15 protein-coding genes are annotated in these 13,682 nt (G+C 31.4%); 11 read left to right on the plus strand and 4 right to left on the minus strand.

Annotated features, from left to right (window positions below; translation table 11 throughout):
- Positions 1 to 671 precede the first annotated feature (671 nt).
- The 9 genes from AW729_RS04885 to AW729_RS04925 all read left to right on the plus strand — a co-directional run bounded on the left by AW729_RS04885 (position 672) and on the right by AW729_RS04925 (position 9,597).
- A complete protein-coding gene (locus tag AW729_RS04885) occupies positions 672 to 3,716 on the plus strand; it encodes an FmdE family protein (protein WP_236951267.1) in 3,045 nt (1,014 codons plus the stop codon).
- An 89-nt stretch (positions 3,717 to 3,805) separates the two neighbouring features.
- Entirely contained in the window at positions 3,806 to 4,324 is a 519-nt protein-coding gene (locus AW729_RS04890; RefSeq protein ID WP_112124054.1) for a hypothetical protein, read from the plus strand.
- 10 nt (positions 4,325 to 4,334) lie between these two features.
- Entirely contained in the window at positions 4,335 to 4,955 is a 621-nt protein-coding gene (locus AW729_RS04895; protein ID WP_112124055.1) for an energy-coupling factor ABC transporter permease, read from the plus strand.
- Between the two features lie 10 nt (positions 4,956 to 4,965).
- Entirely contained in the window at positions 4,966 to 5,448 is a 483-nt protein-coding gene (locus AW729_RS04900) for a hypothetical protein (protein WP_112124056.1), read from the plus strand.
- Positions 5,449 to 5,465: 17 nt separating this feature from the next.
- A complete protein-coding gene (locus AW729_RS04905) occupies positions 5,466 to 6,164 on the plus strand; it encodes a DUF2162 family putative transporter (protein WP_112124057.1) in 699 nt (232 codons plus the stop codon).
- 14 nt (positions 6,165 to 6,178) lie between these two features.
- Positions 6,179 to 6,826 (plus strand): MotA/TolQ/ExbB proton channel family protein, encoded by a 648-nt coding sequence (locus AW729_RS04910; protein WP_112124058.1) that lies wholly within the window; start codon positions 6,179 to 6,181, stop codon positions 6,824 to 6,826.
- Positions 6,826 to 7,161, plus strand: coding sequence for a DUF2149 domain-containing protein (locus AW729_RS04915; RefSeq protein ID WP_112124059.1), 336 nt, complete (start codon positions 6,826 to 6,828; stop codon positions 7,159 to 7,161). The genes AW729_RS04910 and AW729_RS04915 overlap by 1 nt, the downstream gene beginning before the upstream one ends.
- 263 nt (positions 7,162 to 7,424) lie before the next feature.
- Positions 7,425 to 8,891 (plus strand): sodium-dependent transporter, encoded by a 1,467-nt coding sequence (locus tag AW729_RS04920; RefSeq protein ID WP_112124060.1) that lies wholly within the window; start codon positions 7,425 to 7,427, stop codon positions 8,889 to 8,891.
- Between the two features lie 310 nt (positions 8,892 to 9,201).
- The gene (locus AW729_RS04925) at positions 9,202 to 9,597 is read left to right on the plus strand and encodes a hypothetical protein (protein ID WP_112124061.1); all 396 of its coding nucleotides are present in this window, start codon (positions 9,202 to 9,204) and stop codon (positions 9,595 to 9,597) included.
- Between the two features lie 65 nt (positions 9,598 to 9,662).
- Here AW729_RS04925 and AW729_RS04930 read toward each other — a convergent pair whose 3' ends face one another.
- Together AW729_RS04930 and AW729_RS04935 are read right to left on the minus strand one after the other, a co-directional pair.
- On the minus strand, positions 9,663 to 9,875 hold the full coding sequence (locus AW729_RS04930; protein WP_162685800.1) for a hypothetical protein: 213 nt from the start codon (positions 9,873 to 9,875) through the stop codon (positions 9,663 to 9,665).
- A 14-nt stretch (positions 9,876 to 9,889) separates the two neighbouring features.
- Positions 9,890 to 10,807 (minus strand): CorA family divalent cation transporter, encoded by a 918-nt coding sequence (locus tag AW729_RS04935; RefSeq protein ID WP_112124063.1) that lies wholly within the window; start codon positions 10,805 to 10,807, stop codon positions 9,890 to 9,892.
- A gap of 724 nt (positions 10,808 to 11,531) precedes the next feature.
- On the opposite strand from AW729_RS04935, the gene AW729_RS11245 reads away from it, so the two are divergent.
- Positions 11,532 to 11,690, plus strand: coding sequence for a hypothetical protein (locus tag AW729_RS11245; protein WP_162685801.1), 159 nt, complete (start codon positions 11,532 to 11,534; stop codon positions 11,688 to 11,690).
- A gap of 50 nt (positions 11,691 to 11,740) precedes the next feature.
- Here AW729_RS11245 and AW729_RS04940 read toward each other — a convergent pair whose 3' ends face one another.
- The gene (locus AW729_RS04940) at positions 11,741 to 12,079 is read right to left on the minus strand and encodes a VOC family protein (RefSeq protein WP_112124064.1); all 339 of its coding nucleotides are present in this window, start codon (positions 12,077 to 12,079) and stop codon (positions 11,741 to 11,743) included.
- A gap of 72 nt (positions 12,080 to 12,151) precedes the next feature.
- On the opposite strand from AW729_RS04940, the gene AW729_RS04945 reads away from it, so the two are divergent.
- Positions 12,152 to 12,835, plus strand: coding sequence for a hypothetical protein (locus AW729_RS04945; protein WP_112124065.1), 684 nt, complete (start codon positions 12,152 to 12,154; stop codon positions 12,833 to 12,835).
- Between the two features lie 79 nt (positions 12,836 to 12,914).
- On the opposite strand, the gene AW729_RS04950 is transcribed toward AW729_RS04945, so the two are convergent.
- A complete protein-coding gene (locus AW729_RS04950; RefSeq protein ID WP_112124066.1) occupies positions 12,915 to 13,658 on the minus strand; it encodes a hypothetical protein in 744 nt (247 codons plus the stop codon).
- Between the last annotated feature and the right edge of the window lie 24 nt (positions 13,659 to 13,682).

The following is a 13,682-nucleotide window of genomic DNA, read 5'->3' on the forward strand; positions in this document are numbered from 1 at the left end:
AACTTTTTGTCTACAAACATAGTACATATATGTAAACATTATATCCAGTATGATTATATTAACAAATAGGATATTATAATTAAGAAAAATTCCATTTAAGACATGAAATTATTAATAATCGACTGGTGATTATATGGAAAACAAAATAGATGTATCTTGTTAAAAAATCTGGTCACTAGCATGTGTTTCTTTAGTATTATTCAGCGTATTCACATGTTTTACGCTATTTAAAATCTTCTTTTTAATCCATTTACCACCTAAAAATAGATAGTTTCTTTAATCCACCATAATCCAAGTTAAAAGTAGTACGTTATATTCTTTAACAATTATTTATTCTTTTATTATAAACTATATATGATACGTGTAATACATTTAGGTAATCAAGTAATATTTAGTTTTATAAGATATACTTTAATAAATAATTGATTAAAAGTATAATACGAAAAATGGATTTAAAGGCTTTTTTTAGGTAATTAATACTATAACACCGTTATTTAGAAAAAAAGTAATAACAATATTTAAATAAGTATTAAAACATAATATTATTGATGTTCAATAAGTAATTATTATAAAAAAATAATAAATTATTAACCATAATTGCATTTAACTACAAGTTAAAATGCAAAATAAAAAGAACATCACCAATATAATTAAATAAAAAGGAGGAAAACATGAGAAAACAAGTATATCTAATAACATTCCTTGCATTATTCTTAGTAATGTTAGGTACTGTTGCTGCAGCAGATGTTACTAACGACAACACTACAATGACAACAAGTAACGCTAATACAGTCGACAATTCAAATGTTATGGTAACTTCAGAAACACCAAATGCTGACGATAGCATTTCAGATTCTCAAGAAATTGAAACTTCCGAAAAAAATATAGACGTTAAAGTAGATTATCAATACTCAGATGATGTGAAAACAGTCACCCCTGATTTCTATATATTTTCAAACGGCAGTGAAATTAAATTTAACAGATCAATAAATTCAAACAATGGATTTACACTTAAATTTAATGACAGTATATTAAATACCGAATACAACATCACCGCTATGACATCCGGATATAACTCCGAAAGTAAAATAATCACTTCAACAGATAAACCAGTAACCTTTAAATTAACAGCTACTGAAGCATATAAACTCGGTAGGGATGCAACAATCGCTGCTGATAAGGTATTGAATTTCAATGGTGCTGACGATGTTTTAGTAGTAACTTCTGCAGGAGTTGCCAGATTAAACAACAAAACTACTGAAGAAGCTATTGAAGGTATCTTAAACTATGGAAGTAGCAAAATATCCTATACCGATATTTTAATGTTAAGAGATAGTGCAGTTGATCCTATTGACTTTGCATTTATTACAAAAAAAGGTAAGGATTTACAAGTTGTTGTCTATGAAAATGCTTCCCTTAAACCATCATACTTAGGAACAATTTCAAAAGACATGACCAAACAAGAGTGGAATGCCTATTTTAATGCATTAAGTGGTGAAAATGCATGGTCATTTGCTAGTTTAGCAAATGGTTGGGCAGCCGGAGTATCAAGAGAAGTACTTCAAGAGGCTGCATTCCATGGACACATTTGTGAAGGTACACTTGGTGGATATAGTATTGTTAAAGCATTACTTCAGTATTACCCTCCAGTACAAGAAACATCTATGGGTGGAGGTTCCCCTGGAGACATAACATCCTATAAAATATTAGGAGTTCCAGGCGGATCAGATGATGATGCTGCAATGTTCTTCTTAGATGCAACTGTAGGTAAAATAGGTTATGTTGGAATAGACACCACGGCAACAGGTGCTACCGAAAACATGATTGGATTTATCAGATGGTTTGCAAATGATAAAACCGGCGATTTAATAATCATGACCTTTGATTCCAACAAAACCAAAGCAGATTTCACGAAAGAAACAGGAATCAACCCAGATGCAGGAAGTCTAGAAGAATTACAATATGACACTTGGTGGATTAACAAAATTAACAACCGTCCTGAAGAATTAGTAACATTCCTATATGAATTTACTAACTTAACTGAAGAACAATACTACTACTTGATGGGAACAGCTAGTGACGTAGTCCAAGATGAAGATCACAGCATACAAGCTATTGATTCACATGGATTAGACATGGAATATATCTTATCATTAAACTTACCAAAAGCTAAAAGAACAACCACAACAGCCAATGTTGGTTCTTTAAGTGACAGCCAAATGAAAAACATAGGAATAAAAGCTGCTACCAAAGGTAAAGAAATATTTGAAAAAGAATTAGGAATAGACATATTCAAAGATGACATCGACTTCGCTGTATTTACATCAGCAGGATATGTTTACTTAGAAGGCCAGGAAACTGTTTTAGTTAGAGACGGTCTTTATGAAACATTAGGTACAAGCTTATACAGTAAAGACATGCTACAATACCATCAAGCTCTCTGGAAACCGTTATGGTTTGCATTCATCATGCGTAACCCTAACAGTGATGATGTATATGCAGCATACTTAAGATATAATCCTGACGGAACATTCTTCGTAGGAGACTTAAACGGTTCTAAAGTAGTCAATATTGGTATTGACACATTAAATAATTCTGAAAAATTAGCCGAAATCCAAAAAACGTTTATGCCCGACGGCAACTGGTTCAGTATACAAACAATTGCAAACGCTTGGAAAGCAAATCCAAACTTCGATCAGATAATGTCCTTCCTATACCACAACCACGTATGTCCAGGTGTACAACCAGGATTCTTTATAACAGATTACATACAGAAAAATTATCCATTACATGAAAATGAATCATACACATACATCGCTTCAAGTACCTACTGTAAAGATGACAGTTTAACCTACATCTTAGGCATATCCCCTGGTATGGGAACGTTTATTGTTCAAAAATTACCAAATAGCGAAACTGAATCATCATATGTTGAAGGCGGAACTGATGAAGGAGTATTAGTTGTATGGGATGATGCTAAAAAAGTTGGTAAAGCATCAATAATCACATTCAAATGGCCAGTAGTTGATACAAGTATGTATTCTACTTCAGAAGCTAAACGTGCAACACAAATCCAGGCATTCATTGACTTAAACAAAGGTAACCCTAATGATAAAATATTGGAAGAACCTGTTGTTAAAGCTAGTGAAGAAAGATTTATCAATGAAGAACAGTTTAACTTACTTAAATCTGGTTCTGGTGACTTGAACACTATGACATTCATAAAAAATCTTCCAGTATTAACTGAAGAGGAAGTAATGGCACAAAACTCTGCAAATCAAAATGCTACAGATGACAACAACGAAAATACACAAAACAACAACACAAACAACAACCAAAACACTAATCAAAACACTAATCAAAATAACAACCAAAACACTAATCAAAATAACAACAATAATCATAGATCATCTTCCAACACAAACAGATACACAAGTTCAAGCATATCTGCATCACCAAACACAGTATCTGTAGGTACTACTGTAGCAGCAACAGCTGCTCTTGCAGAAAACACCGAAACTTCAGATAATCCTGCAGATACACAGGAAAGTCCTGAATCATCAGAAAGTCCTGAACCAAACAGTGGAAAAGCTTATGAAGTATCACAAAATACGCCAACAAACAATAATTCAATGAACATATTATACTTCGCTGGATCATTAATATTAGTTGGTGGTTTAGCTGGTTATGGATTTATCAGATACAGAAAAAATTAGATGAATAAAAATTAAAGAAAGAATTACATTTATTCTTTCTTTTTACTAATTTTCGAGGTGTTAATATTAGATTTAATAAATATTTACTATTGACGATTATTTTTATTACAGTAATATCATTAGCTATTACTACTGTATATTCTCACCCAGGTCATGGACATGAATATCCGGAGGAGGTATCATCTACACATAGCAGTAGTTCATATTCAAGTCATAGTGCATCATCCAGTAGTTATAAACCACAGAGTAGTTCATCAGGCAAACAATCATCATCCTCCAGCAATTACAGATCAAATGTAAAAAGTAGCAGTTCACAGTCATCAGCTAAGCAACAAGCTTCTACTACGACAAGCGGCAATCAAAAACAAGAGGTATCCCAACAGGAATCAACCAAACAACAAACAAACAATAACAATGAAAGCGGCACGAACATTTCAGATAATGCCAGTATAAATAATACTACTGATAGTAACATTAGTAATAATTCAAGCCAAGACATTCAAGACGATAACTCAATGTTTTCCATTGAAAACATTATAATATTAACATTAAGCCTTATAATAGGATTTTTAGCTATTGTATTGATAGATACTATAAGAAATAGATAGGAGGCATTAGATGCATTTACCTGATGGAATAATTCCATTAAATCAAGCGATTGTTTACTGGATTATATCAATTATAATCATTTCGATAGTATTCTATAAATTCTCAAAGGATGAATATAAGGAAAAGACAACCGTTGAAATAGCAATATACTCTGTGTTTATGACAGTAATCTCTTCATTATCAATACCATCACCCTTGGGTTTACCAATACATTTTTTTACAATAGCATTACTAGTGTTTCTCATAGGCCCTTATAATGCATGCTTCGTATCATTTATAAGTCTATTATCACAAGCACTACTTTTAGGTATGGGTGGTCTCACATCATTTGGTGCAAATTTCCTGATAATAGGAGTCGTTATTAGCATGTCCACCTATGTCATATACACCCTATTTGAAAAAATAAATAGGCAATATGCAATATTCATATCAACCATGTTTGGTATACTGCTGGCAACGATAGGCCAAATAATAGTATTACTACTTAGTAAAACAACGACCCTAATGGCATTAGCATCAACATTAATACCCTTTTATTTATTCATTTCAATAGTTGAAGGAATATTAACAGTTATGATAGTCAATGCCATTAGCAAGATTAAACCGGAGCTGTTGAAAATAAAGATATGAGGTGTGAAATATGAACAATAGATTAATCAACATATTACTTATTCTCACAATATTAATGGCCAGCTTGACTGTGCTATCTGCTCATGGAGTAGATGTGACCAATGATAAGATGGTCATAGCCGATGACAATAATGGCCAACAAGTAAAGGACATAGCGGATAAAGAAAACATTAATATTAGTGTATATAAGTTTACTTCCAAAGACGAAGTGGCTCATCAACTGGAACATATGTTAAATAATTCAAATAAACATATTCTTGTTGTAAGCTATCAGGATACTGCACAGGAATTTCTTAAAAGTCATCCGGAAGTATCCGATAGACTGATTATTTTAAATCAATATGATGACAAGTCATTATCAGAAAATATGAAAAAAATAGCGGATAGTACAACCACAAATAGTATTGACTCAAACATACTTATCATATCAGTTATGATAATAATCATAGTGTTAATGATAGGTGCTATACTACTATTAAAGAATAAAAAATAAAAAAAACGGAGATTACGATGAATGTAATAAGTGTAATATGGCAGATTAGTTTTATTTCTATGCTGCTTGCATTTGGAATCGAAGTGGGTATATCCTCAGGATTGAGTAAGTTAAACAGAAGATCATTTATAATGATATGCTGTGCTTATTGTGGAGGTATATTCCTCTTAACCGAAATATTGTCCTTATTTCCAATAAGCCTTAGTGGTTTTTTAAGTGACTATATTACGGTCATTTATGGAATTATGGCAATACTGATGATTGTTGGAGCATACAGGATAATTAAAAAATATAAAAACGATGACCATGTCTTCGATAGCATAAAGATAGCTCATGGAATATCCATACCATGTTGTATATTCACCATGGCAATAAATATCATGGTTATACAACCAACTATTGAGTTATCAGTAAATAGGTTGAATCTTTATTCATGTGCATTGCTGCTGATAATTATGACCATTTGTTATTTAACGTCAAAATATATCGATATAATTAAAAAACCATATCCCATATTACTTAGTAATTATATGCTACTGTTTGGTGAATATTTCATATTTACTGCATTATTCCTACCAAACATTTCAACTGCATTACAAAAAACAAGCAATATAACAATTTACTCTATAGAGTACATGTTTATATTTATAATAATAGTTATTGGATTGATAATATTCGGTTTATTGTTGAATATTAGAAAATCGTTATTAAAATAAAAGGAGGCTAATATATGAATACGACTATACCCTATACAAATTTAATCACAGGAACTATGGATGTTATAAGTCAAAGTTTAACCATACCTGTTTTAATAATATTGTCCATAATGTTTATTATTACAGTAGTAATGCTGGGAATGGTTATATCTGAGTATACATCTAGAAAGAAGGTTTCTGTTGAAACGATAAGCAATTTAATATATGATATCAATAATGCCACTTCAATAAATGAATTGGATGCAATTGTCAGTAATTGTCAATTACCCCAATCACAAAAAGATGTTTTGAACAGGATAATAGAATCAGATTCGCTTACTGAAACATCCCGTGAAGCATTGGCCGGAAGATTGGTCGAAACAGAAGAGGAAAAAACAGAAAATACCCTTCAAAAAACAGACATCATAACAAAAATTGGTCCGACACTTGGACTTATGGGAACGTTGATACCAATGGGTCCTGGACTTGCCGCTTTAGGAGCAGGCGACATTACAACCCTTGCCCAGTCACTGACAGTGGCCTTTGATACTACGATTGTGGGAATAGGCTCTGGTGCTTTGGCATATGTACTTTCAAAGGTACGCAGAGGTTGGTACGAACATTACCTCTCTGATTTAGATGCACTGACTGATGCACTGCTTGATAAGATGGGGAGATTATAATGGTTAGAAAAAAATCAAGACGCAGAAATGCTCATCATGAGGAAGATCCAATGTCTGGTACTGCCAACTTGGTTGATGCCATGCTGGTATTGGCTGTGGGATTTTTGATTTTTGTTGTAATAAGCTGGAACATGCAAAGCGTTGTATTTTCAGATATGACACAGGACCAAAAACAGGAGGTAATGAATAAAATGAAGGACGCCTCTGAAATTACTCAAGGCCAGGAACTGGATGACACCCCCCAAAACATTAACAGTTCAGGTAGCGGTTATCATGAGATGGGAAAGGTTTACAAGGACTCCAATACGGGTAAGCTGATTATGGTTGAAGGTTGAAGAAAACTTCAGCAATTTATATTAACAAGACATTACTCTTAACATACACTTTTAAATATGTGAACTTAAACAAATATAACTAATTCACCCCCCTTTCTTTTATAAATAATCATCAATTAACTAAGCATCAAATAAACAATGATTAACCAATGTTCATTCTATGAAAAATTGAATTAATCAGATTTCTTTAAAAAAAAAGCATAACTATTAATCCATTGAAAAATAAACATTTACATAGTAATAACTAATGGAGGAAAAGATTTATGTCCGAAAGTGTTAAATGGAACAGTACATTAAGCTTTCTGTTAGCAATGATTGGTTCGGCCGTTGGACTTGGTAACATATGGAGATATCCATATATAGCATACACCAATGGTGGTGGAGCATTTCTGATACCCTATATCATATCAATTTTATTAATGGGACTGCCATTATTGTTTATCGAATACGGGGCAGGATATAAATTTAAAGCAGGTATAACCAAAGTATTCAGAAAAATCAATGAGAAATATGAATATTTGGCATGGTATATTCAGTTAGTGCCGTTTTTTATAATGACATATTATTCATGTATTGTCGCATGGGATTTACTTTATATCCCGGCAAGTATAACTAAAAGTTGGGGTTCAAATCCGGATAATTTCTTTACAAACGTAATTTTGAACAATATCGATGGATTTTCTGGATTTACAAGTATTTCATTATATGTGCTGATTGCATTAATATGTATCTGGGTTATTGCATGGTTTATTTCTCATAAAAATATCAATGATGGTCTTGCAAAGGCCAATAAAATACTCATACCATTATTATTTGTTATAATGATTTTTATAGTATTTTACGCTTTAAACCTACCTGGTTCTATGATTGGGGTAAACCAATTTATCACACCGGATTGGACATCGATAACCAAGCTGGACATATGGTTAGCGGCTTTTGGTCAAATATTCTTCTCACTTAATCTTGGTTTAACGATTGTACTGGCCTATGCCAGTTATTTACCGGATGACGTGGATATTCCAAGAAGTGCCCTTAGGGTAGCAGTTGCTAACTGTGGCTTTGAAGTCTTTACGGCATTTGGAGTATTTGGTATTTTAGGTTATATGAGTTCAACCAGCGGCATAGCATTAAATGAACTGGTTACACAAGGAACAGGTCTGGCATTTGTAGCATTCCCACAAGTATTTAACACGATGGGAATTATGGGTAACATAATAGGATTTTTATTCTTTTTATGCATATTATTTGCAGGTATAACCTCAACAATATCATTAATTGAGCCTGTGACCCTTTCAATTACAAATAAGTTTGGTTCCGATAGACGACATATTGTCAGCTTAGTTTGTATTGTTGGATGTGCAGTATCACTCATTTATTGTACTAGCTGTGGAAGTACTATCATAGGACTGTTTGATGGATTTTTAAGTCAATTCGGATTACTTCTGAATGCACTTTTAGAAATAATCATCATCGGATGGATTTATGGTGTGGATAATCTTATGGACGATCTAAATAAGAACGCCACCATATTACGTTTAGGTAATGAATGGAAATTCATGATTAAATATCTGATTCCTGCAATTTTAACAGTATTATGGCTTTCAGGTATGAAAGAACTGCTTACTTCAGGCGATGTATTTGCTTTAACCGTACAGTCAATACTCATAGCATTATTGATTATATTACCGGCCATTCTTACAAAGCTACCGGCAAAAGTTGATGATTATTAATCATCAACTCTTTACTATTTTTGAATATTTTATTATAATAATTTTCCAAATTTTTACAGATTGTTCTAGTTAATACAAATCATCACATTCAAACGATTGTATTGAAATAATGGCAAAGATTTAATATTATCCTACATATAAAAAGTAATATATCACATGATGAGAAAGAGAAATTAACAAAAAAGATAAATCTAACTTGAGAATACTATTTTCAATAGATTAATTTAGTAGTAATAATATAGATAATTAACAAGAAGATAATGATTTTTTCATTATAAAAGACATGAAAAATAATTAACGGAGAGATTATATGGAAATAAATAATATATTAGATGCATTGATGATGGACGGCGTTGAGGAAATAGTGCAATATTGTAACTGTACATATGAAGGTGAAACCCTTGAATTCAGATTGATTAATGATGACATTGGCGTTATTGATGAAATAGAATACAAAGTTGAAGATGAATGGATAATGGATTATGACATTGAAAATGCAAATGACAATGTTAAATTAATAATTGACGCTATTGAAAAGGCTCCTTTTGAAGTATTTCATAAAAGCGATGTAGGTGCAAAGTTAAAGTTAAATCATGAAAGCATTAAGCCACAGAACATTCCAAATCATCTAAAAACTGAGTTTTATGTTGATGAAAACGGACCTATCGAGTTTACACTAGAAAAGAATGTAATACAACTTGATTAAAATACAGTTATCATTTATTCAAAAAATTAACACTAATAATTGTTATTAAAAAAAGAGATATTAGGTTATTGTACACCTAATTCTTCTGCTAGTTTATCCAGCATTGACTTTGAGTTTTCCTCTTTTTCTTTTATTTTTCTTAATTCAGGCGGCAGAATCAAATGCAATCCGCATTGAGGACATTTTACGTTTTGTCCACCACAGCCCATTCCACAGTCGCAGTCTCCTGCTTGTGTGTGATCAAATTCACATCCGCATATGTCACATTTTAACATCATAACTTTCACATCCTTTATAACCATCTTTTTCTTCTGAAATAGAGTATTGTTGTTGAAGTAATTAGAACACACAACAACAGCACTGAGGGATAACTCCAGTAGAAATCAAGCTCGGGCATGTATTTGAAGTTCATACCATACCATCCCACTATGAATGTTAAAGGTGTGAATGTCGTGGTTATTATAGTAAGTATTGTCATGATATGGTTCTGTTTGATATCCAAGTGCATCTTGTATACATCCCTAACCTGCATTGTGTAATCCCTAATGGAGTTAGACATGTCTTTTAATCTTTCCACCCTGTTCAGGAACATCCTAAAGTATCTTAGGTTATGTTCTTTGAAGAAACCATTCTCATTTTCTTCAAATACTTCCGCCAAATCCAACAGCTGTTCATAGTGGTTTCGTAAATCCCTTATATCAGCCCTGATATCGTTTACCCTTTTGGTTGTTATTTCCTCATCGTCAAATACTATTGCATCTTCCATTGCATCAAGTTCCTGTTCATATTCTTCCATTAATCTGAAGTCGTGTCTTATGATTTGATTCAGGAAGTCATATAGGAACCTTTCAAGACTTGGCAATCTCCATTTTTTTCGTCTTTTTATTTTTCGTATTATCTTTCTTGCTTCTTGACTATCATCAATGAATACTATTCCTTTTTCGTCTAATGCAAATGCGAATTTTATTTCTTCTCCTTGTATGTCATCCCTTTTGGGTATAAAAAATGTACCTGTAATCGAGTCGTAGTTTTCTTCTGCCTTTGTTACGTGAATATCTGTTGTTTTGGGTTCAAAGTCTATTCCCATTTTAAAGATATTTTTCTCTTTTTTCCATTCCTGTGAATTTATTAAAGCCACATATTGTTTGTTAGAGCTTAATAATTCCTCTTTGGTGCAGTTTTCTAAGGATTGTTCGATTATATAATACATTATTATACCTCATTGATAGACTCTGATATATTATATGTTTATCCTATTATAAGAAAATTTTGATTTAATAACAAGGATATTTTAACCAAATCTTTTTGAAAAACAGGGTGTTTACTATATATAGTTATTTAGTATTATACTTTATACATTATTATCCAATTAATCCACATTGCTTTTTATCCTGGATAAAATCCCCTAATTTCTTTTTCATTTTAAAGTACTTTACATAGAAAAAGTATATTACACAGTAAATAAAGTTTCATTTTCAACCAGATTATCATACCCCTACATTAACGTAAACAATAACTCTGTTATGAAATAAATGAAGTACCACTTCATAATTCTTTCATTAATACAACATCTGTATTAAAAATAAGAAAATACACAAAAAAAGCATAAAATACTCAAACTAAGAACAATAAACAAAAATACCGAATACAAACACTAGAAACTAATTTATTTAACAAAACAATGACAACAAATGGTTTTAAAGAAGGATACGACAAAAGATCATTTAAAAGAACACGGCAAACAAAATAAAAATCCCCCCAAAAAATACATTAACTTGACATCATTGAAAAAATTTAATGAAAACTGGGGTGATAAATATATATAGATATTAAAACATAGTAATAATTAGGAATTTAGGTATGTCTAAAAATATAACTTTTTTATATTTTTCAACAATATAAGATTGAAAAAGAAATAATCAAGAGGTGATATAATGGAAGAAACCAGTAGAAAGTCCCTGATTACGGCTATTGAAATCGTATTATTATTAGTAATATTATACATCATAGCAGTATTTTTAACAGGATATCTGGAATCAATAGAAGGAGAAGTAATTGCAACTGTATTGAACGCACCCCAATTACTAATATAACTCCCAATAACCCCTTTATTTTTGAATTAACCTTTTTTTTGAAAAAAATATCATTCTTGAATTATATTAATATCCACACCATCATAATCACATAACGATAGAATAGAATTACCCTCAGTTATGGATTGCTTTTTATAGTCCACATCAAATTCATCCAATCTTTTTAACACATCTCCCATATCATCTACAACAAAACCCACATTATTCAAGCCATATTCACCAGAGGAATCCTCAATCAACTCCAAATTTATATTTCCATCGGTTAACATGACAACAGAAATGCTGTCAGAATAATATTCATCCACAACATCCAAATCGAATATCTTTTTATAGAACTTCAAGGATTTTACAATATTTTTAACCTTAATTGAAGTATACTTAATTTTCATAATAACATCCAACAATAATCATTATAAATATGTATTTAAAAATAGTTATATATAATATTTGGAAGTAAATTTATGACTAATAATAAAGAAGAATTAAAGTTAATCGTTAAGTGTACTGATGAAGTAAAGTACGGAAAATTATATGGACTGAATCAGGAAATACCCGAAGAAGAATTCGAAAAAGCTAAGAAATACATGACAAACTTTGCTCCTGCAGACTTTCCGGACATAATGAAAATAAGTGGCAATCCAAGAGGATGGATGTGTACCCATGATGATGCACCCAAAGTAGAAGAAGCTCTCAATATAACAGAAACACTTGCTAAAAGAGAGAAAGAACAGGCTGAAAAAAGCAAACATTATGATGAAAACAGAAAAATAAAAGAAGAAGCTCAGCTTAAGCTCGAAGAAATATTCTTCAGTGCATCACGACCAAAACAGAAACTGAACATCCTGTTAAAGGTAGCCGATGTTGTTTATGATCCGGCAAATAGCTTCAGGGACAACAGCTATTATGGTGGAGGTCATCTGTATATCATTCTTAAAAATAGCATATGGTATATCATGAACAATGGTAGGGAAGAAAACAATTGGAACATCAACAACATTGAAATCGATAATGCTGGTGGAGCGGTAGGTTTTAAGGTTTCCTACTCGGATGAAGTGCATGATTTAATAAAGATTGTATCCGAAGAGAATATTTACTCTGGTGAAACTCTTAAAGAAGAGGATATGAATCTCAGTTGTGGTTTATAAAAACCACAAAAGAATCCTTTCTTTTTTTTAATACGTTTATTATTTTTTCATAGCAATTATTTTTTAAAACAAAACAGACTCATTTTCTTTTTATGTTCTCGAATTGCTTCATGTATTCATTGTACTGCTTCTGTAACTGTTGAGCTTTTATAGTATCTGTATCTATTGATTCGCCAGTATTTCTATGACTCCTTGACTTATTGCTAGTGTTGTTGGATTTTTTAGTGTACTTGAATCGTTTGATGAGTATTTTATTGTTTTTTGTCAATCTTTTTATTTGATTTTTATATTTGTAAATCTGATTAATATATTTTTCTTCATTTTTTATTGCCGTGATATAGATTTCATTATTTTCTTCTGATTTAATGTTAAGACTTTCAATTAATCTTTGATTTTCTTCAGATAATTTTAGTACTTTATCCTCCAAGTCATTTAATAATTCATCATATTTTTCATTATCTTTTAATGTTGTTTCATAGTCATCAGTTAATTTGATGATTTGATTATTTAATCCTTCAATCCCATCATCCAATTCTTGAACTTTCTTTGAATACTGTGAATTTTCCTTCTCCAATTCTTCCTTTTGAATTAAAAGATTATCAATACGTTTATAATCATCAGACAAGTCTTTTTCCAATTTAGTTATCTTCTTATTATCCCCTGAATCATCCGACGGAGATAAATAATATTCCCTGATTAAATTTGTTAAAGTTGGACCTATCTTCCCATAGGTTTTTCCTTCAACGGATTCAATCTTATTAACGAAATCATCCCATACCTCTTTATCCACACTTATTGACACTTGTTTAGTCTTTTTAGTCATTGAAATATCCCCTTTTTAAAAAAA

This window comes from Methanosphaera sp. BMS (genome assembly GCF_003268005.1).
In the GTDB taxonomy this organism is placed as follows: domain Archaea; phylum Methanobacteriota; class Methanobacteria; order Methanobacteriales; family Methanobacteriaceae; genus Methanosphaera.